This window comes from Desulfovectis peckii (genome assembly GCF_055391705.1).
This window is the reverse complement of sequence record NZ_AP042409.1, coordinates 828,565-848,386: the sequence shown is the minus strand read 5'-3', so window position 1 is coordinate 848,386 and position 19,822 is coordinate 828,565. Positions and strand designations below refer to the sequence as shown.

General features: G+C 43.8%; 21 protein-coding genes and 1 riboswitch. Of the genes, 2 read left to right on the top strand and 19 right to left on the bottom strand.

All coding sequences use genetic code 11. From position 1 onward, the window contains the following. Positions 1-53: 53 nt before the first annotated feature. The 5 genes from ACZ5NG_RS04260 to ACZ5NG_RS04240 all read right to left on the bottom strand — a co-directional run bounded on the left by ACZ5NG_RS04260 (position 54) and on the right by ACZ5NG_RS04240 (position 5,431). A complete protein-coding gene (locus tag ACZ5NG_RS04260; protein WP_464252757.1) occupies positions 54-626 on the bottom strand; it encodes a xanthine phosphoribosyltransferase in 573 nt (190 codons plus the stop codon). A gap of 25 nt (positions 627-651) precedes the next feature. Then, a complete protein-coding gene (locus tag ACZ5NG_RS04255; protein WP_464252756.1) occupies positions 652-1,614 on the bottom strand; it encodes an ABC transporter permease in 963 nt (320 codons plus the stop codon). After that, positions 1,596-2,702: an ABC transporter permease gene (locus tag ACZ5NG_RS04250; protein ID WP_464252755.1), complete on the bottom strand. Its 1,107-nt coding sequence runs from the start codon at positions 2,700-2,702 to the stop codon at positions 1,596-1,598. The genes ACZ5NG_RS04255 and ACZ5NG_RS04250 overlap by 19 nt, the downstream gene beginning before the upstream one ends. After that, entirely contained in the window at positions 2,699-4,225 is a 1,527-nt protein-coding gene (locus ACZ5NG_RS04245; protein ID WP_464252754.1) for an ABC transporter ATP-binding protein, read from the bottom strand. The genes ACZ5NG_RS04250 and ACZ5NG_RS04245 overlap by 4 nt, the downstream gene beginning before the upstream one ends. Before the next feature lie 87 nt (positions 4,226-4,312). Next, complete coding sequence (locus tag ACZ5NG_RS04240) at positions 4,313-5,431, bottom strand: BMP family ABC transporter substrate-binding protein (RefSeq protein ID WP_464252753.1); 1,119 nt, start codon at positions 5,429-5,431, stop codon at positions 4,313-4,315. A 250-nt stretch (positions 5,432-5,681) separates the two neighbouring features. Further along, a riboswitch (purine riboswitch) is annotated at positions 5,682-5,783 on the bottom strand. A 223-nt stretch (positions 5,784-6,006) separates the two neighbouring features. Between ACZ5NG_RS04240 and ACZ5NG_RS04235 the strand changes: the two genes are divergently transcribed. Continuing rightward, positions 6,007-6,846 carry a DegV family protein gene (locus ACZ5NG_RS04235; RefSeq protein ID WP_464252752.1) on the top strand — a complete coding sequence of 280 codons (840 nt, stop codon included), beginning with the start codon at positions 6,007-6,009 and terminating at the stop codon, positions 6,844-6,846. Positions 6,847-7,095: 249 nt separating this feature from the next. Here the strand turns inward: ACZ5NG_RS04235 and ACZ5NG_RS04230 are convergent, their stop codons facing one another. The 5 genes from ACZ5NG_RS04230 to ACZ5NG_RS04210 form a co-directional block, all read right to left on the bottom strand. Next, positions 7,096-7,257, bottom strand: a complete 162-nt coding sequence (locus ACZ5NG_RS04230) for a hypothetical protein (RefSeq protein ID WP_464252751.1) — start codon at positions 7,255-7,257, stop codon at positions 7,096-7,098. A gap of 71 nt (positions 7,258-7,328) precedes the next feature. Then, on the bottom strand, positions 7,329-7,511 hold the full coding sequence (locus ACZ5NG_RS04225; protein WP_464252750.1) for a YgaP-like transmembrane domain: 183 nt from the start codon (positions 7,509-7,511) through the stop codon (positions 7,329-7,331). A 72-nt stretch (positions 7,512-7,583) separates the two neighbouring features. After that, entirely contained in the window at positions 7,584-7,832 is a 249-nt protein-coding gene (locus tag ACZ5NG_RS04220) for a hypothetical protein (RefSeq protein WP_464252749.1), read from the bottom strand. Positions 7,833-7,905: 73 nt separating this feature from the next. Further along, positions 7,906-8,385, bottom strand: coding sequence for a nucleoside recognition domain-containing protein (locus tag ACZ5NG_RS04215; protein WP_464252748.1), 480 nt, complete (start codon positions 8,383-8,385; stop codon positions 7,906-7,908). Positions 8,386-8,398: 13 nt separating this feature from the next. Beyond that, positions 8,399-8,818 carry a nucleoside recognition domain-containing protein gene (locus tag ACZ5NG_RS04210; protein ID WP_464252747.1) on the bottom strand — a complete coding sequence of 140 codons (420 nt, stop codon included), beginning with the start codon at positions 8,816-8,818 and terminating at the stop codon, positions 8,399-8,401. 129 nt (positions 8,819-8,947) lie between these two features. Between ACZ5NG_RS04210 and ACZ5NG_RS04205 the strand changes: the two genes are divergently transcribed. Continuing rightward, on the top strand, positions 8,948-9,178 hold the full coding sequence (locus ACZ5NG_RS04205; protein WP_464252746.1) for a DUF1657 domain-containing protein: 231 nt from the start codon (positions 8,948-8,950) through the stop codon (positions 9,176-9,178). Between the two features lie 149 nt (positions 9,179-9,327). On the opposite strand, the gene selB is transcribed toward ACZ5NG_RS04205, so the two are convergent. The 9 genes from selB to ACZ5NG_RS04160 form a co-directional block, all read right to left on the bottom strand. Then, complete coding sequence (selB, locus tag ACZ5NG_RS04200) at positions 9,328-11,241, bottom strand: selenocysteine-specific translation elongation factor (protein WP_464252745.1); 1,914 nt, start codon at positions 11,239-11,241, stop codon at positions 9,328-9,330. Next, a complete protein-coding gene (selA, locus tag ACZ5NG_RS04195; protein WP_464252744.1) occupies positions 11,238-12,659 on the bottom strand; it encodes an L-seryl-tRNA(Sec) selenium transferase in 1,422 nt (473 codons plus the stop codon). Before selA ends, selB begins: the two co-directional genes overlap by 4 nt. Positions 12,660-12,725: 66 nt before the next feature. Continuing rightward, on the bottom strand, positions 12,726-13,199 hold the full coding sequence (locus ACZ5NG_RS04190; protein WP_464252743.1) for a YkvA family protein: 474 nt from the start codon (positions 13,197-13,199) through the stop codon (positions 12,726-12,728). 141 nt (positions 13,200-13,340) lie between these two features. Further along, positions 13,341-14,204 (bottom strand): menaquinone biosynthetic enzyme MqnA/MqnD family protein, encoded by an 864-nt coding sequence (locus ACZ5NG_RS04185; protein WP_464252742.1) that lies wholly within the window; start codon positions 14,202-14,204, stop codon positions 13,341-13,343. Positions 14,205-14,265: 61 nt separating this feature from the next. Further along, positions 14,266-14,985, bottom strand: coding sequence for a demethylmenaquinone methyltransferase (locus ACZ5NG_RS04180; protein WP_464252741.1), 720 nt, complete (start codon positions 14,983-14,985; stop codon positions 14,266-14,268). 26 nt (positions 14,986-15,011) lie between these two features. Continuing rightward, positions 15,012-15,788: a polyprenyl synthetase family protein gene (locus tag ACZ5NG_RS04175; RefSeq protein WP_464252740.1), complete on the bottom strand. Its 777-nt coding sequence runs from the start codon at positions 15,786-15,788 to the stop codon at positions 15,012-15,014. Between the two features lie 208 nt (positions 15,789-15,996). Then, positions 15,997-16,380 (bottom strand): adenosylmethionine decarboxylase, encoded by a 384-nt coding sequence (gene speD / locus ACZ5NG_RS04170; RefSeq protein ID WP_464252739.1) that lies wholly within the window; start codon positions 16,378-16,380, stop codon positions 15,997-15,999. A 179-nt stretch (positions 16,381-16,559) separates the two neighbouring features. After that, on the bottom strand, positions 16,560-17,321 hold the full coding sequence (locus tag ACZ5NG_RS04165; RefSeq protein ID WP_464252738.1) for a fumarylacetoacetate hydrolase family protein: 762 nt from the start codon (positions 17,319-17,321) through the stop codon (positions 16,560-16,562). 4 nt (positions 17,322-17,325) lie between these two features. Then, positions 17,326-19,539 carry a hypothetical protein gene (locus tag ACZ5NG_RS04160; protein WP_464252737.1) on the bottom strand — a complete coding sequence of 738 codons (2,214 nt, stop codon included), beginning with the start codon at positions 19,537-19,539 and terminating at the stop codon, positions 17,326-17,328. Positions 19,540-19,822 lie beyond the last annotated feature (283 nt).

The following is a 19,822-nucleotide window of genomic DNA, read 5'->3' as shown; positions in this document are numbered from 1 at the left end:
TTTTGCTGCCTACAACATATAGTAGTAATTAGCTAATTATTATACCATGTATTTTATTCGCAAAATTTTACTTGGCCGTTTTTTAAGCTGGCAATTCTAACCAACGATTGTATTTCTATGCCCTTTTCACGCAATTTTTTGCCGCCGTCCTGAAAGGCTTTTTCCACAACAATACCTACACCGGCAACGGTTGCCTGTGCCTGTTCAACAATACTAAGGAGACCCTTAAGGGCTTCACCCCGGGCTAAAAAATCATCAATAATAAGTACTTTGTCTTCCGGTTTTAAATACGCCTTGGAAACAAATATTTGCACCGATTCTTTCTTAGTAAAAGAATACACGGTAGAACTAAAATAGCGGTGATCTAATGTAGAAGCCAGCTTCTTTTTAGCAAAAACCACCGGCACCTTTAAGGCTAAGCCCACCATTAAACCTACTGCTATGCCGGATGCTTCTACCGTCAGTACTTTGGTTATCTCCCGATTTTGAAACCTTTTGGCAAATTCTTCGCCCACCGCTTTCATAAAAAACGGATCAATTTGGTGGTTTAAAAAGGAATCTATCTTTAATATACTGTCCGAAACTACTTTTCCTTCTTTAAGTATGCGTTCTTTAAGCAATTGCATTTAATGTCCCTCTTTTCTGTAACAGTCATCGCTCTTCCCGATCATAGGCAAACCCCAGCGCTCCGGGTGCGCCCACACCGCTGTTTTGTGAGCGGGGTGCGTCCGCAGCCTGAGATTGTATTTTGCGTGTGACGATAATCAATACCAAGATTGTGCTAAGATAGGGCAGCATGTTTAAAAAATAAGAAGGTATGTTGACATCAATTACTTGCAATCTAAAGTTAAGGGCATCAATTGCTCCGAACATATAAGCGCCGAGCAAAGCGCGCATTGGTTTCCAGGCGGCAAATATAACCAAAGCCACCGCAATCCAGCCTCGGCCGGCAGTCATATTTTCCATCCAAGCCGGGGCATAGGCTAAGGAAAGATATGCGCCCCCTAAACCGCTCAGCATACCGCCGATAATGGTATAAAAATATCTGGTTTTAGAAACACTGACACCCATGGCGTCGGCTGCGGCCGGGTTTTCGCCCACCGCCCGCATATGCATTCCTGCTTTGGTATGAAACATAACAAACCAAGCGACAATAACAAATACAAAGCTTAAGTAAACTAAAGGATCTTGTTGAAAAAATATCGGGCCGATAACGGGAATATCTGCCAAAAAGCCCAGCTCTATCGGTCTAAATGGGTTGGACAACGGCTGGCCAATAAAAGGTTTGCCTAAATATCCGGACAAACCGATGCCAAATGTAGTCAGGGCCAAGCCACAGACAACCTGATTGGCCTTTAATGATACGGTCAAAAAGGCATGAATTGAGGCTACTAAGCCTCCGGCCAACAGTGAGGCCATCACACCGGCCCAAGGATTGCCGGTGATTTGTGCGGCAATAAAGCCACAGACTGCCCCGGTCAGCATCATGCCTTCCACGCCTAAGTTTAATATTCCCGACCGTTCGGTAAGTATTTCACCCAATGCTGCATATAGGAGCGGAGTGCCGGCAGTAACAGAAGCCGCCAAAATGGTTATTAATATGCCTGTTTCCAATTTTTCTCCCCTCCTGTTTTTTGGGTTTTGGGTTTAGAAAATTTAATTTTATAGCGGGTGAGAATTTCAGTACCCAGCACAAAAAATAAGATTAAGCCCTCCAACATGGAAACCATTGCCGCCGGTATGCCGCTGCTCTGCAAACTAAAGCCACCGGCCTGCAGACCGCCAAACAGCACGGAAACAACAATAATTGCCGCCGGATGCAGTTTTGCCAGCCAAGCGACAACAATGGCGGTATACCCGTAACCGGGACTAAAACCGTCCTGTAAACGATGGGCCAAACCGGAAACTTCAACCGCTCCGGCTAAGCCGCAAATGGCACCGCTGACCAGCATCACCAGCAGAATGTTTTTAGAAATGCTGATACCGGCATAGCGTGCCGCTGCCGGACTTTCACCGATTACCCTAATTTCATAACCAAAACGACTGTATTTCATCCCATAGTAAATCAGCACGGCCAATAGGATTGCGATAATCAATCCCAAGTGAATACGTGTGCCAAACAGGGTGGGCAGTTGGGCCGCTTCTGAAAACTCAGGGGTAAGCGGAAAGTTAAGGGCGTTGGGATCTTTCCAGGGTCCGTAAATAAAGAAATTCACCCAAAGAATAGCTACATAGTTAAGCATTAAGGTAGTAATAATTTCGTTTACCCCCAGATAAGCCCGCGGTATTGCCGGCAAAAGACCCCAAAAGGCACCGCAAAGGGTACCTGCCAAAAAAATAGCCGGGATAAGTACTATCGCCGGAGCATCGGGAAATGTCAACGCTACCCAGGTAGCACCAAAAGCACCCATATAAAGTTGTCCTTCCGCCCCGATATTCCACAGCAACATGCGGAATGCCAGAGAAATGCCCAGTGCACACAGCATTAACGGAATACCCTTAACAATAGTTTCCGATATTCCGTATTTTGAACCAAAAGCTCCGTTAAACATTGCCCCATATGCCTGCCAGGGATTATGTCCGGATGCCCATAAGAACAGCGCTCCAACCAGCAGAGCCAAAAAAACCGAAATGATCGGTATCACTAAAGAGCTTACCGGTGAAGCAGCTGCTCTTTTCTCCAGCTCAATGGGAAATTTCATGATGCTTTAACCTCCGCAAAACTGGTGCCTAACATCATCATTCCGATTTGTTCAGCCGTTACCTCTTCTACATTTAGTACACCCATTAATCTTCCTTTATATAAAACACCAACCCGCGTACATAATTTAAATACTTCTCCTAAATCTTCAGATACCAGCATGATGGCACTGCCCCGCTCAGCCTGCCTAATCAGCAGGTTGTGCACTGCCTCGGTAGCGGCAATATCCAAGCCGCGGGAAGGATAAAAAGCAACCACTAATCTGGGGTTCTCGGCCAGCTCGCGGGCCAAAAGCAGTCGCTGCTGGTTGCCGCCGGAAAGGAGTCTAACAGGAGCGTGCAAGCTGGGTAAGCTCACTTCAAAATCGTTAATTAACTTTCGGGCATAAGCTTCAGCTTTTTTAAAGTTAATCATCCGTCCGCTGCTCAGTTTTCCGTGGTAAGTCTTCATAATTAAGTTATCTACTGCCCCCAGTGCCGGTACCAGGCCGGTGCCCAACCGGTCATCCGGAATATAACTTACACCGGTTTTAATTAATTCCCGCGGAGATTGATTGGCAATATTTTGCCCATCCACCAGAATCTTCCCTTGCGTAATTTTGCGTAAACCGGCAATAGACTCGGCAAGTTCTCTTCGGCCGTTACCGGCAATGCCCACAATGCCGAGAATTTCCCCCTCGCGGATAAATAAGTCGATGTTTTTTAGGCCCACACGGTGCTCGCTGCCTTTAGTGCACACTCCGGACATTTCCAGAACTTTTTTGCCCAAAGCTACACTGCTGCGTTTAGCTTTTACCGCAATCTCCTGCCCGATCATCAAGCGAGCCAAAAGTTTAGGGTTAACTTCACTGCGCTTTAAAGTAGCCACTGCCTTGCCGCGCCGTAGTACTGTCACCCGATCGGCTACTTCCATTACTTCCTGCATTTTGTGAGTAATAATAATTACTGCGTGGCCTTTGGCAGTTAGCTTTTTCAGTATAACAAACAATTCCTGTGTTTCCTGCGGCGTGAGCACTGCGGTCGGCTCATCCAAAATTAATACTTTTGAGCCGCGGTACAGCATTTTAACAATTTCTACCCGTTGTTTTTCCCCAACTGAAAGCTCGCTTAAATTTGCTGCCGGGTTGATTTGCAAACCGTAACTTGCCGATAAATCCGCCAGTTCTTTTTCTATTTTGTCCATGCGTAAAAAGAAGGCTAACTTGTCAGAACCCAGCACTATATTTTCTGCCACTGTAAAGTTATCGATCAATTTAAAATGCTGGTGAACCATACCAATGCCGGCGTTGATTGCATCTTTGGGACTTTTAAAGTTTACCTGCTTGCCGTCAACAAAAATCTTTCCGGAATCCGGACGATACAATCCGCATAAAACAGACATCAACGTGCTTTTGCCGGAACCGTTTTCGCCCAGCAAAGCATGCACTTCTCCCGGTTTTACGTTAAAATTAATCCGGTCATTGGCCAGTACACCGGGAAACTTTTTGGTGATGCCGATCATTTCAATTATGTACTCATTATTCATCAATCTCCGCTCCTTTTGCAGCCGATTAAAAGCTTTCAAAGCGAGATGGGTTGCCGGCGGTAAATTTGCCAGCAACCCTAATACTTTTTATTGCGGAATATTGCCTTCAACGCCTTCTACAAACCACATCATTTCCAGCATTTCTTTATCGGTTAATTTTTCTCCCTCGGCTACTTTAATATTGCCGTTTTGATCCTTAATCGGTCCCCAGAATACATCAAACTTGCCGTCGATAATTTCCTGCTTTTTAGCTTCAATAAGCTGTTTGGTTTCTTCCGTTACCATGGGGCCATAGGGTGCTAAATCAACAATGCCGTCTTCCAAGCCGCCCCAATAAGCTTCAGGTTCCCAAGTGCCGTTTTTAACCGCTTCTACCACTTTTACATAATAGGGGCCCCAATTCCATACCGGCGAAGTCAATACTGCCTTAGGAGCCATCTTGCTCATATCACTGTTGTAACCTACACCGTATACACCTTTTTCTTCAGCAGCCTGCTGCGGTCCGGGCGTATCTTGGTGCTGGGCAATAACGTCGCAGCCTTCATTTAGCAATGCTTTTGCCGCGTCTTTTTCTTTCACCGGGTCATACCAGGTGTTGGTCCATACAACCTTAACAACCGCATCAGGGTTCACTGAACGAACACCTAATGTAAAGGCGTTAATTCCGCGGATCACTTCCGGAACGGGGAAGGCAGCCACATAGCCGATTAAATTGCTCTCAGTCTGCTTACCGGCAGCGATACCGGAAAGATAGCGTGCTTGATACATTCTGCCAAAATAATTACCCATGTTTTCCGCAGTTTTAATACCGGAACAGTGCATAAATACAACGTCTGGGTTTTTCTCAGCCACCGCCAGGGTCGCATCCATGTATCCCAGACTGGTGGTAAAGATTACCTTGCAACCCTGATTAACTAATTCCTGTATGTAGGACTCACTGGCCGGGCCCTCAGGCACACTTTCCATGTAGTAGCTGGCATCAACGTAAGGAAGCTGCTCTTGTAAATACAGTCTTCCCTGCTCATGTGCCCAGCTCCAACCGGCATCACCGGTTGGCCCTACATAAATAAAACCTACCTTCAGCTTTTCTCCGTCCTCTTCGCCGGCCGGTTCATTTTCGGTGGCTGCCTGTTCGCCGCCGCAGCCGGCCACCAGCAATGCCATCATCAGAACCAGTGCCAGCGCCAAGAGTGACTTTCTCTTCATGTCTGTCTCCCTCCAATAATTTTTTATCCTGCTTTATATAAAAAACTATAGCTCCGGGGTATCTTGTCGGCCCTATTTCTTTGTGGTGCGCTGGAAGCTATAGTTTTACTTATGCCTAATAAAAAAAGCCCAGAGATAGGTTTTCATATCGTGTGAAACCTACCCCCTGGGCTTTTATCCCTATAGGTGTAACTGGCTAACCAGCCAGCCTGTACCGCTTGGACCGAACCGTCTTTAAAAGACGTGGAACCCTAGGTACACTTTCCCACGTAGTCAGGTAATTTACGGTTACCCGGTAGAAACACTTGGGCCATATTCCCAAGCATATACGTGTGTATTTATTATTTTAATGTTTTGATACTAACAAATGTGGCAAACTATGTCAACAGTTTGTACAGCTAAATAACGATGTTTAGCTTAAAAAATCGCCGGATTTATTGTTTTTGTCTGTCTTTTGCTCATATAATGTGTTTTGTGTATTGTATAATTTTTTATACTATAAAGGGAATTATCCCAAATATGTCGAATAACCTGTAGTTGTCAATCAAAATGATTATACTACCGAGGTGTTAACTTTGGCTGCTGTAAAAATTGTCACTGACAGTACTGCTGATTTGGATGAGCTATACTTAAATAAATATAATATCAGTCTTGTTCCGCTGCAAATTAGATTTAATGAAGAAACATATAAAGATCGGGTGGAAATAACGCCCGCTGAATTCTATGAACGTCTGAAAATAAATAAAACTGCTTCCACTTCCCAACCGTCACCTGCAGATATCTACCAAGTTTATAAAAAGCTGTCTGACCAAGGGGACAGCATTATATCACTACACATATCCTCTGATTTAAGCGGCACTTATCAAGCGGCACTGCTGGCTAAATCTATGCTGCCCGATGCTGATATTCATGTGATTGATTCGCGTACCGTCAGTGTCGGTTTAGGCTTAGTGGTACTGGCAGCAGCCAAAGCGGCCCAGCAAAATAAAGATGTTGCCGAAATAATTGCCCTGGTAAATGACACTATTCCTAAGGTGAAAATTTATTTTGTGGTGGATACACTGGAATACTTAGCCCGTGGCGGTCGCATCGGCAAGGCCGCTTCTCTGTTGGGTTCTCTTTTGAACATTAAGCCGGTTTTAGGAGTTTTAGACGGTATTGTTCAGCCGGTAGAAAAGGTGCGCGGAAAAAACAGGGCAATAAAGCAGATCATTGAATTGGTTAAAGCAGAAACCAACGGCGGAAAAGGCAGTTTTATTGCCGCCCATGCCGGCAACCAGGAAGGATTTGGTAACTTCGTAGAAAAATTACAAGCAGAAGTAAAATGTGAAGAACTGCTGTTTGGTGAGTTGGGTCCGGTGGTGGGCTGCCACGGCGGCCCCGGTTTGGTTGGCGTTGCCTTTTACCGCCATTAATTGCAGGCAGATAATGCCGGGAGTGGTAAAATTTTAACCCTAATAAGAGTTGCGGAGATGTTTTGTTCATTTTTAGTTCATTAAAGCCGCCAGGGCAAAAAGGTAACTTCCGGCATAGTTGAAGTAAGCATCGTGGAAAAAGTACAGTAGTTGTAAAGGGCGTGCCGCTAACTACTAATAAAGTAGTTTTTTGCGACACGCCCTTTTTGTATCTGTAGGATTGACAGTCCGGACCGGGCTTTTATTAAATTAGCAAGTGCCGCCGGGGCAGCTTCCGGATTTACTTGCAGTGCCTGATGAACGGCTGCTAGAACCGCACCCCTCAGAACCGCTTTCCGCTTCTGAAGAAGTTAAATAGCTGCCGTCATCTATGCTGCATTGTTTTTCCTTATTGATTTTTTCTTTAGCCACTTGATCACCTCCATGGGCATATTGTTTCCCAAAACAAAGCAATTACTCAAAACTATTGTCCCTAAGATTGGTTATTCATCGGCAAGTTCCAGCAGCGGATCGTATCCGATCAAACCCACAAGGGCCGTTTTAGCACCGATAATTGCGCATACCTTTCCCATGAAGGTATTTGATTTAGACATTCCCAAGCCAATAAAGGCCAAACCGCCGAAAATACTGAGCAACCTTTGCCCTTCATTCATATTTTGGCGCATAAATTCACCCCTAAGCTTATTATTTACTTGTGGCCGGTTATTAAATATACCATATTTTGGTGATAAATCCCTTTAAGGTGTTAAGCGATGAAATTTACTGATCCTTTCCTGACCGCATTGTTCGCATTTTAAAACATGGACACAATAATGTTCATTGTAGTGTTCATAACCGTCTTGATATATTTCTTGATCTAAATAGGGGCTGTATGGATCATAAAAATCCTGCAATAAGCCGATATTCTGCATTTTAGTATGACCGCAAAAGGGACAGGGCTGGGTTACCTCTGCCAGATGATTGCACAATATGCAAGCATAATCCACATTAACCACCACCTGGGGTTAGTATTAATTACTAACGCCCAATTAATGCAGTTAAATGTTAACAGGTAACAAATTACCCGGCTTTATCGGAGACATGAAATGCCGTCGATTCGCTAATTAAAAATTTCCACCGGCTCAAAATAAAAGTAACAATCACGGCCAATACCAGTCTGATAAGTACCAAAAATACTGCGTTTGCCCCCAACACGGCAAAAATGGCTGTATCTTCAAACAGCGAATGACAAATAATTAAGAACATATTTATTAAATATATTTCCCGAAAAGTTAATTCGCCGCTTTTGGCCGCGTCAATAATTACCCCTGCTCCGTAGCTGATGCCAAAAACTATTCCGGCCATGAGCGGAACGGCACTTTGATTAGACATGGTAAACATTTTTAACAGCGGGCGTAACAGCATACTTAGTTTGTCCAACACATTTAAATCCTTAGCTATTTCTAAAAAAACCATTAGGGGCATGATTATCGCCGCCATAATCAAAACCTGTTCTAAACTGCCAAATACCGCATCTTTAAAGAAAGCAAAGTATTGCAAAATTAAGATCCCCCTACAATAGTAAATTTAAAAAAACGCCGCTGATAAATGAAAGCACTAAACGTATAGCTACTATCAAAGTGGCGTTTACTCCCGTTTTTTTGTTAATTGCCGTTTCCATAAATAAGCTGTGGCACAACAGCAGCATTACCGCAATAATGGTTATTTCTTTGGATGTTAAAGACAGGGAAGTGATTACACCGATTGCCGCGTAAATGTTTAAAACATAGCCCAACACCAGCGCCAGGGATGCCTCGCCGGGCAAACCCACTAAGCCCATAAAGGGCCGGCATATTTCAGCCAGCCAATTAAGTATCGGGGTATAGCTTAAAAACGTAACAAAAACATACACCGGCACAACAACTTTAGTTAATTCCCAAGTTGTAGTTAAACCTTTATTTAATCCGCGTTTAAAAGTTTCTGCCGTAATCATGCCATCCTCCCGCTAAATCATTGCCTTGCAGTTTTAATTTTACAAATTCTTCAACTCATAAAAAAGTTTAAAAAGTTACATTTTATAAATGGATTTTGGGCTAAAAATTTTAAAGGGGGTTCAATAGTATTGACTGTTGGCACTAAAATGCATCAAACTTTGGCCAGTCTAGAAAGCGCTATGGCAAACATGAAGCAGTTTGCTTTAGAAACCCAAGACCAAAATGCTAAAGCAATGTTCAGCAATTATGCGCAGCAGTTACAATCAATGTGCCAAGGTATGTCCGAGCGTTGTAATTATATCGAACAACAAGAACCCCAGTACAAAGTTTTTCAACAAGCCCAACAGCAACAACAATAGGTTCCATGAAGTAAGGGGCTGTTGCACGGCGAGCGCAGGTTCGCAGTGCTTTAGCCCCTTTTATAAATCGGACGAAACAGTTGTTCAAGACAATGTTGGCACCTTGCCGTAAAGCCAGCCACCGCAATCCGGCAATGCCCACAAGATCCTTACTGTTTTGCTTTTGCCCCTAATACTCGGTTATCTCCTACACGGCGGGTAATACGCTGACGATCAAAGTACTCCAACAGCGGCAGGGCATATTTTCGTGAAGTTTGCAATAAGTCTCTGGCTTCTCCCACTGAAATGTTATTGTTCTCTTGCAAGTAATTTATAATCTTGTTTTTGGCTTCATTCAATGTGTCGGTAGGAAAATAAATATCGTCAGTAATCTTTCTAATTTTATCTGTCCGCAGCAGATAAGCCAAATACTCTGCTGCGTCAGTTTGATTTATCGCCAGCTCATTTACTACCTCTTTCCAATTAGGCGGTTGAAAACCGTTGCTTTTTAAAACTTGCTCTATGCGGCAGATGATTTCAGCTGCTTTTCCGGTAGGCTGCCCGGTAAAATCAGCCGTTGATACCGTCTGTGGATTTAAGCGCACTACCCCGTCTTCGGACAGTGCCTGCAGTAAGCCTTGAAAAACCTTGTTGTTTAACGCATTAAACATCCGCGAACGCAGTTCTTCCTTGGGGTAACCTTCCCGCAGCGGGTATTTCTGATGATAATCCGCTAAAGCAGCACTTATTTGTTCCGCCCAACTGTGATAACGGGCAGCGGATAAATACATCTTGCTACCCTCTACATCAATTTCCCGCACATCACGCTTTAAACTATCCAAAGCCGCTTCTACATCGGCTTCGCTCAGCTTAATACTTTCGGCAATGTCGGCAATCGCTACCGGCAGTTTTTGACTTTCAATATACTGCAAAGTTAATTCTTTCGGGCTACCTTTCTCTTTAGTAGCCAATGCCGCTATTACTTCCGGTTTAAATCGCTTGTGCCTTTGCGGTACCGGGTCAATTACTACCCCACCGCCAATAGTGTGCATGGGAGAATAACTTCTGATTACAAACCGATCCCCTTTGCCGGCAACAGCCTCTTCTTCTAATTGAAACTGCACATAAGCATTTTCGCCGGGTGCCAATTCTTCCCGATCAAGCAGTATCACCCGGCCGAGTATTTCAGCAGTACCGATGTGCAGTCTGATTCGCGCCCGATGTTTCAAGGGCTTTGCTGCGTTCTCCAGCAGGTGTAGTTTGGCATCCAATCTATAAGAAGGTGTCAGTGCGTTAACTGCGCATACTACATCGCCGCGCTTAATTTGCTCTACTTCTATGCCCGCTAAATTCATTGCCACCCTTTGGCCGGCACCGGCTTTTTCCACCTTTTTGCCGTGTACCTCCAGTCCCCGCACCCGAGTGACAATGTTGTTGGGCATAACTTGCACTTCATCACCAATGCTCACTTCACCGGACAGCATTGTGCCGGTAACTACGGTACCAAAACCGGTCACTGAAAAAACGCGGTCAACCGGCAGACGCATTTGACCGGCTGTCGGCTTTTCTTCAATATTATCTAGCATGTCGTCAATAGTATTTAACAGTTTGTCGATCCCTTCACCGGTCACTGAAGATACCGGAATAACCGGTGCTTTTTCCAGGGTAGTTCCCGCTAAAAATTCGCGTATTTCTTCCTGCACTAAATCCAGCCAGTCCGGCTCTACCAAATCGATTTTAGTAAGTACTACAATGCCTTTTTTAACTTCTAACAGCTGTAAAATATCAAAATGCTCTTTGGTTTGCGGCATCACTCCTTCATCGGCCGCAATGACCAATAAAACCAAATCAATGCCGCTAACGCCGGCCAGCATGTTTTTAATAAACCTTTCGTGCCCCGGTACATCAACTATGCCGGCAGTACGTCCGCTGGGCAAGTTAATGTTGGCAAAACCTAACTCAATTGATATTCCTCGCTCTTTTTCTTCTCTCAAGCGGTCGGTTTCTATGCCGGTTAAAGCTTTAATTAATTTTGTTTTTCCATGGTCAACATGACCGGCTGTTCCAATGATGATATGCTTCATGTCCGATCACCGCTTTCTTCTTTCAACGCCGCCAGCAACGCATTGAGCAGCGGTTCGCTGTCCCCGTCCTGCAGCGTACGCACATCCAATAATAGGCGTTCACCCTGCACTCTGCCCACTACAGAAGGTGTGCCGGTGCGCAGGCGGTAGACTAATGTCTCAACTGACATTGTCTGCGGGTTTACCACTATCAGTCCGGTAGGCATTTCTGCCGTAGGCATTGCTCCGCCGCCAACTTGGGATGAGCCTTCTTCAAAGGTAACTTCAGCATAGTCTTTAAGCTTCAACGCCAGCACGTCGGCCAATGAACGGGCCCGTTGATACAAACTTTCTTTTGATTCAGTAAGCATGCGCAGTGTCGGAATATTTTGCAGTGCCTGCTCACTGTTGAGATATTCCCGCAGTGTTGCTTCCAATGCTGCCACTGTAAATTTATCAATGCGCACCGCCCGAGTTAACGGATTTTTCTTCATCGCTTCAATATAGCGCTTCTTTCCTACAATAATGCCGGCCTGCGGTCCGCCCAACAGCTTGTCCCCCGAAAAGGTAACTACATCCGCACCCGCTTTTACCGTTTCCTGCACGGTAGGTTCTTTAGGCAGTCCATACCTGCTTAAGTCAACCAAAAAACCGCTGCCTAGATCGCACATCACCGGCAGCTTGTATTGTTCGCCTAACTGCACCAATTCCGCTACGGTAGTTTCTCTGGTAAAGCCCACAATGCGGTAGTTGCTGGTATGTACATTTAAAAGCAAGCCGGTTTGTTCATTGATTGCTTTTTCGTAATCTTTCGGATAAGTTTTGTTAGTGGTGCCCACTTCCACCAATACAGCACCGCTTTGGGCCATTACTTCCGGTATACGGAAAGAACCGCCGATTTCTACTAACTGCCCGCGAGATACAATCACTTCTTTGCCTTTAGCCAGCGTACCTAAAGCCAACAGCACTGCTGACGCATTGTTATTCACCACCAGTGCCGCTTCTGCGCCGGTAAGTTCGGTGATGATTCCCTCCAGGGCACTGTAACGTGAACCACGTTTGCCGGTTTCTAAATCAATCTCTAAATTGCAGTAGCCCTGAATTACCCTGTTTACTGCCTGCCGGGCACTTTGTGCCAGTACCGCCCGGCCCAAATTTGTATGCAGTACCACGCCGGTGGCATTAATCACCGGACGCAAATTAAACCGCTCACTTTGCTTTATGGCAGATAAAACTTGATTAATCAATTGAGTTTGGTTTACTTCGGACACTGCCCCGGAAAGAATTTTTTCACGCAATGACTGAATAACTTTTCTGATTTCTTGTACTATTTGTGCCTGCGAATGTGAAGCCAGCAGTTGTTTTATTTCCGGTTGTTTCAGCAATTCATCAACCGCCGGGATTTCTCGCAACACTTTTATTTTTTCTGCATCTACCATTACTTTCCTCCGCACTAGATTATTCATACGACATTATATGGCAAGTTCTACCGTCAATGCAACATTTTAAAACTTATGCTTACTTTTACTAGCCGCTAAACTTGCCGCACCCCTAAGGACGCCGCTCAACCCCTTTACCGCCAAGTGTAAGGCTGTTTTTCCTCCGAAACTTATAACTCTGCCTGCCGATGAAGCAGTTTTTCTGGCAATGTCGGCAGCAATATGTTTAACATACGCCAAATCACTTTCAATCATTTCCAGCGTTAAGGCAAACTTATCCAGATAGGCTTTTCTTGTTTCAGGGGCCAACTCTTTAAGAATTTTTATTAGAACTGTCAGAGTAACGATAATATCGTCAAGCTGCCCCAGTACCGGAATAAAACCCGGTATTAAGTCAATGGGAGAAAGCAGATAACCTAAACCTACTCCTAATAGCATTTTTTGCTTTCTGGTAAGTTTTAAGTTGCATAAGATATAATAAATCAGTTTGCCATAGGTAGCCAGTCTCTTGACTATGGCATTTAATTCGACATTTTCCACCGGTCAACCTCCGTTTTATGTTTCTATCTGTTATTATACCTGACCGACAGCAAGAATAGTCATCGTTCTAAATGCAGGCAATTTGTCTTTTCCGCAGTATAAAAAAGACGCCTTTAAGCGTCTATATTTAAATTATATATATTATATAGAGTTGGTACTTTCCTTTTTTTCGTCCCAAACATTCAGCCGCACCCGCTCTTTAATTAAGCCGCTTTTATAAGCATAATCAAAAAATGTAATTAACGCTCGCCGGTAACTTTCATCAAAATCGTAATAAATATGCTGATAATATTCTTCCAGCAATGGCAAGGGCAAATTGCTGTTGCGGCGGGCAACTTCCAGCACCGTCGACATTTGCTGTAAAGCCAAACTTTTAGAGTGCTGCAGCACCTGTGAGACTTTATTAACTTCGTCAAAATTATTTTCTGCAAACTCTTTCTGTACCGCCCAAACGGCAAAAACCATTTTTTCACCGGTAAATTCGGTCCAGGCCGCACACAAATCAGTGACTACATAGGGCAAATTCTGTTTTTTTACTTGCTGATTAATCAACATCGCAGCATCACCGGCTAAAAGTGCGGCATCTGCTTCTTTTAGCATTTGCTCTAAGTCGGTTGATTTCGTGTCATGGTATTCTACATCGACATGATAATAATGATCCAACAAAATTTTCAAAAGCGCTCTCTCGGTTGATTCCGCCGACAAAACAACACACTTTTTTTCCAGCTCAGTAACCGGTACCTCACTAAATAAAAACACACTGCCCTCTTTTCCGTCAGTACTGACAGAAATATTGGGCAGCAGATAACACTGATTGGCATATTTAGCATATTCCATCGCTGAAATCAATGAAACATCTAACTTTCCCGTTAAAAACATCTCGTTTAACTTGTCTTGGGAGGCCTTAATTAAGTGAGCTTCCAGAGACAGCGGACTCTCTTCTAAGGCATGGTAAATAGGCATGCTGCTAATACATTCTGCCTCACCCAATCTTATTTTGGCCACTTATAACCCTCCCCAAAAGTTTCTATGCGGTTCGCGGAGCATTATCCAGTTAAGTCAGAAGTTATTTGGTACCAACATGAACGGTAACAATTCCTCCGGTTAATTCATGGTAACTTACGTCTTTTAAGCCAATATCAACAAACATATCTCGGATCTCTTTTTGATGTGGAAAAGCCTTTAGTGAAGCCGGCAAATAACTGTAGGGTCCCTTCTGGCCAATGCCTAATCTACCCAGAATTGGCAGGATATGGTCGAAATATAAATAATAAAGTTGCTTAAAGACCGGTAGACTGGGCTTGGATAATTCCAAACTTACCACTTTACCGCCCGGTTTAACTACCCGGCGCATTTCCTCAATCGTTTTGCGGATGTCCGGTACATTGCGCAATGCAAAACCAATGGTAGCACAGTCAAAAGTATTGTCTGCAAAGGGCAGGTCGACGGCATTTCCTTGTTTTAGTTCAATGATATCCTTATATTTTGTGGCGGAAACATTCTTTCTGCCAACGGCAAGCATATTTTCACAAAAATCTATGCCAATAACCTTTCCGCTTTCACCAACATATTTCGCCTGCTCAATACACAGCATGCCGGTACCACAAGCTACATCCAGGCCGATATTGCCGGGTTTTAAATCACATTTTTTAACGGCAAAGCGCCGCCAGTATTTGTCCTGATTGAAAGACAATAAAGTATTTAATAAGTCGTAGCGCTTGGCAATAGTTGAAAAAATCTCATGTACGTATTCTTCTTTGCTTTTGTAACGCTTAGCTTGTGGCAACTGACGTCGCTCCCTTACATTATATATCAAACAACTAATCTCTCGATTGCCTGCTTGTCATTCTCCAGCATCTCCAACAGGGCATAAAATTTATCTTTTGCAGCTTTCCGACTGATTTGGTCTAATACTTCCCTTGCTTTGGCAAAGTATAGTTGAGCCTGTTCTATTGGTGCCCCCCATTCCAGTAAGCCATAGCCAACGCCGACATGTAAACCGAATTCATGCATCACTTCTACTTCTTCCTTATTTGCCCCCGAAATTTTAGCTGCCAGAGAACAGCAGCCGGCAAAAAACTGCCCGCTATCCCGATGCATCATATCATGCAGTAGTTCCGGGTTATTACTTAACTCACTTTTTTGGTATTGTGTCTGGGTAGCTGCGACATCATGGACTGAGCATATAATTTTAGCCAACGTGGCAATAAAGCCGGTCATTGATCCCTTAACCAACATTGAAAGACACTGGCCAAATAAATAATCCCCCAGCAGCACAGGTAATTGATATTCTTCCAGTCGATTAATCTCTTCGGCAGTCGGTGAGTCGCTGTCGGCAATATTGGTGTGTATTTGCGAGGCTGTATATAAAAGCTGCATGACTGCCGCCAACTGAAAAATATTTTCTTTTTTATAGCTAAATAACTCAGCAGTATAAATGACCATAGCCGGACGAATTTTTTGGTTGAGACGAGAGAACTTTTTATAGGTAAGTAAAGCCACATGCTCGGCCTTTTTGACCTTTAAGACTTTTCTTACTATTGCTTCTACTTCTTCCAGCTCTTGATTAATGGATTGAAAATAACACACTGGCAAGTTCCCCCTCTCATAGCTTATTATTTATTCGTTACTTTTATCATATTTCCTGCCTATTACCAACTTGAAATTTAACCCACAATTATTTTATGGGTATTTAACCCGTATTTAAAGACAAAAAAAGCAAAGCCTTGCATTACTTCTCATCATGCAAGGCTTTGCTATCTTTTGCCAGTTGTTCGGATATTAATAATATCCCCTCCTATAGATTCACAGCAACCTTTTGACGCGCTATATCAGCCAGTATACCTCTTTCGGTTTCTTGGGCAGTCATGTCCTTTGCCCCAAAATACCGAACCAAGTAGTTGCAGGCATCCCACGGATCAACTTTTTCGCCGCAGGTGAACACATCTACTGCAGCATAACCAAGTTCAGGCCAGGTATGAATGGCTAAATGGCTTTCGGAAATTACCACTACACCACTGACGCCTTGCGGACTAAATTTATGAAAAGCAAATTCCCTTACCTCCGCCCCCGCTTCTAAAGCGGCGTTGACCATAATCTCCTCTACTTTTTGGAGATCATTTAAAATGTCAAATTCACACCCATAAATTTCTGCTAAGACATGACGGCCCAAGGATTTCATCTTGGCTATCGTCCCCCTTTTTTTATTTATTTTGGATTACCATCCTCCTGTATTTGATACTTACCAAAGACATCTTAAATTCCACAATGACAATTTTAACACATGATTTTTGATTGTCAATAAAAAATATCACTTTAAAAGATAATAATTAAACGGCAAATCTCCTAATTTTTAGCTTATTATTTTGTAATTACATGGTTTTTTAAACAGCCGATTTGACTAATTTCTACTTCAACTATGCTGCCATCCGTCATGGGTTGCACACCGCTGGAAGTTCCGGTAAGAATAACATCGCCGGGTAATAATGTCATTATGTTTGATATATAAGCGACCAGCGTAGGCACGTCAAAAATAAACGAAGCAGTGGAAAAATGCTGTTTTAGCACTCCGTTTAGATAGACACTGACCGTCAGCGAATGGGGATCTATATCAGTAACAACATATGGTCCCAACGGGCAAAAAGTGTCATAAGATTTTGCCCGAAACCACTGCCCGTCTTTTTGCTGCAAATCCCTGGCGGTGACGTCGTTAGCACAAGTATACCCCAAAATGACTGATGGCGCATCTTCTACACTGATATTTTTGGCCCGCCTACCAATTACTACCGCCAATTCCCCTTCAAAATCAACCTGTTTGCTTTCCGGCGGCAAAACAATCGCCTCATTGGGGCCAATTACCGTTGTGGGAGCCTTCATAAACAACAAGGGTTCATCGGGCACCGTTAGCGCGAACTCCTTAACGTGCTCGCGCAGATTTAATCCAACGGCAATTATTTTGCTGGGCATTAACGGAGACAAAAGCATTAAATCAGTTAAAGCATATGGCTGCTTGGCAGTTTCAAATTCACGATAAATATCTCCGAATATTTGGTATACCAGGTTATCTTCCGTTACTTGCCCGTAAAAAACCTGACCTTGGTAAGAAAAGCGGCCAATGCGCAAGCAATTAATCCCCCCCATCGGCTTGTTCATTTATTACAAGGTAAATTAAAGGCGGCGCTCCAAAGATCATGGTAGTAGCTGCAGCTACAACTCCGGAATCATTAAAGGCAAAGGCTACTAATGCTCCGACAATAACGCCGATAAGACCCTTAAAAATATAAGGATACTTTTCTTTAATGCGCTGCATAACCCCTCTGGGCTTATAATACAGAATGGCTAAAGCAATGATGCTGGCCAGCAGCACTCTGGTCCAAACGGTGTAACGCATCAGTTTAAGGTTCATACTTAATTTACGCTGGATAACATTTAAAATTTCCACAAAGCCGCCGTCCATAATTAACCTGGCTGTTTGTCCGATATGGGATTGTTGTTGAATAGGACGGGTTAAATCAAAAGCAATAAAACCAAGTAAGACCAGTAATACTATGCCCACAACGGCAATGACCGCTTTCGGCCGCATTTTAATATTTAGGAAAAGCAAAAAGGTAACCGTAAATGATACTACTGCCGCAATCGTGCCGCCAACATTAGTCCCCAAGTGGGGGGCGGCCAAAAAGTAAATGCTAACCACAAACAACAAGCCGATTAACGCAATAACAAATTTCCGGTGTTTGGCAAAATTATCTACCACTATTGAAGCGGCTATAATAGTCGCACCGACAAAAACACCCATATACTCGTTGCCGATGCCGTAGAAACGGGCACCCACCATCGGATCGTAGCTTAATATTGCCTGTTTTTGCAAAGGCTGGCCCAAGGCAATGTCCACCAGCAATAATGTTGAGGTAGCCACCGCCAATATTAAAAAGGCCGGGGTAAAAGAATTTTTAGCCAAAACAGATACGATCGCGGCTAAAGCCAGCGCGATAACGAGCAATTCCAGCCCGGCAAGCGGTACCGAAGGCAGGGGCAGCAAAGACATCAATAAATAGGCTAAAGGAACGGATACCACCGCAAGTAAGGCCGGTTTTAACCATTTAGGAGCTTTTTGGCGGACTAAAATCGACCATAAAGCCACGGCAATAATTATGATATGAAAAGCCACATAACCCTGCTGCAGCGGGGCCCGGGCACTGTAAGTCACTGCCAATCTTTCCATTTTATCCTGCAAATACTGCCCGGCATCGCCGTTCAGCGGCTGAATATACATGGCCCGGCCAATAATATTTGTACCAAAATCTACACCCAAATGATTTAATGTGCTAGCGGCAATGTCGGTATTGACTACAATACCGGGGTGTTTGGTCGTGCCGGAAACCAGCAGGTGCTGTTCACTGCTGCCGTCACCGTTATACCCCTCACCGTAAACAATAATCGGGGTTAGCAATCTATTTTTTTCTAGCATCTGAGCGCTCGGTGTAGGCGAAACCACCATTAACAAATCCTTTTTGCCTAATCCGGCGGCCAGTTCAGTTAAGAACTGATCAGCTCTTTTTAATGTTTTTGCTAAGTGAGCTTGATATACATTTTCATATAACATATTCTTTTGTTCATGTAATCTGGTGGTATCACCCAATTCCACCACGATTAGCTGATATTCGTCTAAAGATTGCAACACACAATCCAACATTTTGGCGTAATCTGTGCGTTTTCCGCCGGGAAATGACGGGTCGGTAAGCAGTATGCTGTCATCTATCAGTCCGCCGTCAACGATCCCTTGGTTATCCATCGCAATGACAACAGCCTGCCGCCCGATTTGATCGCTGTAATCGGTATTGCCAAAAACGGCAGTTTTATAACCTGCCTTATGTAGTTGGGTTCCTATCGCCCCCAGTTGAACGGTGCGGAACTGTTCGCTGTTTGCCAGCTCCAGCTGCGGCATGCTTAGCTGAATGATGCCCTCGGCCGGCGGCTGATTGCCGGTTCGCTGCCTATAGACATCTTTAGCCTTCCCGGCCTCCAATTGCTCATTGACATCAAAGGCCATATCGGCACTGCCCACCCCATAGGACGGTGTACCGGCTCCAATGGTAGTATAAGCATGCTGTGCATAGTAATTACCGGCCGATCGGGTATTGAGCAAGCCAACTGAGCCTTCAGACATTAATTTTTTAAAACCGGGAAGGGCATCGGTATTAATATCGCTGATATCCAAGCGGTCGATCACCACAATTACCACTGAACCGGTTTTCTTTGCGTCTTCAGCTGCCCAGGCATAGCCGACACTAATTAATAAACAAAGTACAACAATTAACAAGACTAACCACTTACGTTGCAAAATTAATTACCTCCACAAAGTTCTTAAAATAATACATCGGACAGTTAAACAGTAAATAATAAGGTTTCCATTTTTAGCCAAAGTTATTCCTAATTATCTATTTTCGCCATGTATTGTATTTTACCTGCACTGCCATCGAAAATTAACAATAGCTTAATTTTATCTAAAGAAAAAAGAAAGGCTCGCAATTTGCGTGCCCTTCCTTGTTATTTTTGTTGCTAATTTATTGTGGCAATTTTTAACAGTAACAAATCCTCATCTTGTTCATCATGTAACAAAAAAT

Bases quoted from the DNA above. Each gene is read 5' to 3' on its own strand.
- ACZ5NG_RS04260 (WP_464252757.1), bottom strand. From the start codon at position 626: ATGCAATTGCTTAAAGAACGCATACTTAAAGAAGGAAAAGTAGTTTCG.
- ACZ5NG_RS04250 (WP_464252755.1), bottom strand. From the start codon at position 2,702: ATGAAATTTCCCATTGAGCTGGAGAAAAGAGCAGCTGCTTCACCGGTA.
- ACZ5NG_RS04245 (WP_464252754.1), bottom strand. From the start codon at position 4,225: ATGAATAATGAGTACATAATTGAAATGATCGGCATCACCAAAAAGTTT.
- ACZ5NG_RS04240 (WP_464252753.1), bottom strand. From the start codon at position 5,431: ATGAAGAGAAAGTCACTCTTGGCGCTGGCACTGGTTCTGATGATGGCA.
- ACZ5NG_RS04225 (WP_464252750.1), bottom strand. From the start codon at position 7,511: ATGCGCCAAAATATGAATGAAGGGCAAAGGTTGCTCAGTATTTTCGGC.
- ACZ5NG_RS04210 (WP_464252747.1), bottom strand. From the start codon at position 8,818: ATGATTACGGCAGAAACTTTTAAACGCGGATTAAATAAAGGTTTAACT.
- selB (WP_464252745.1), bottom strand. From the start codon at position 11,241: ATGAAGCATATCATCATTGGAACAGCCGGTCATGTTGACCATGGAAAA.
- selA (WP_464252744.1), bottom strand. From the start codon at position 12,659: ATGGTAGATGCAGAAAAAATAAAAGTGTTGCGAGAAATCCCGGCGGTT.
- speD (WP_464252739.1), bottom strand. From the start codon at position 16,380: ATGAAATCCTTGGGCCGTCATGTCTTAGCAGAAATTTATGGGTGTGAA.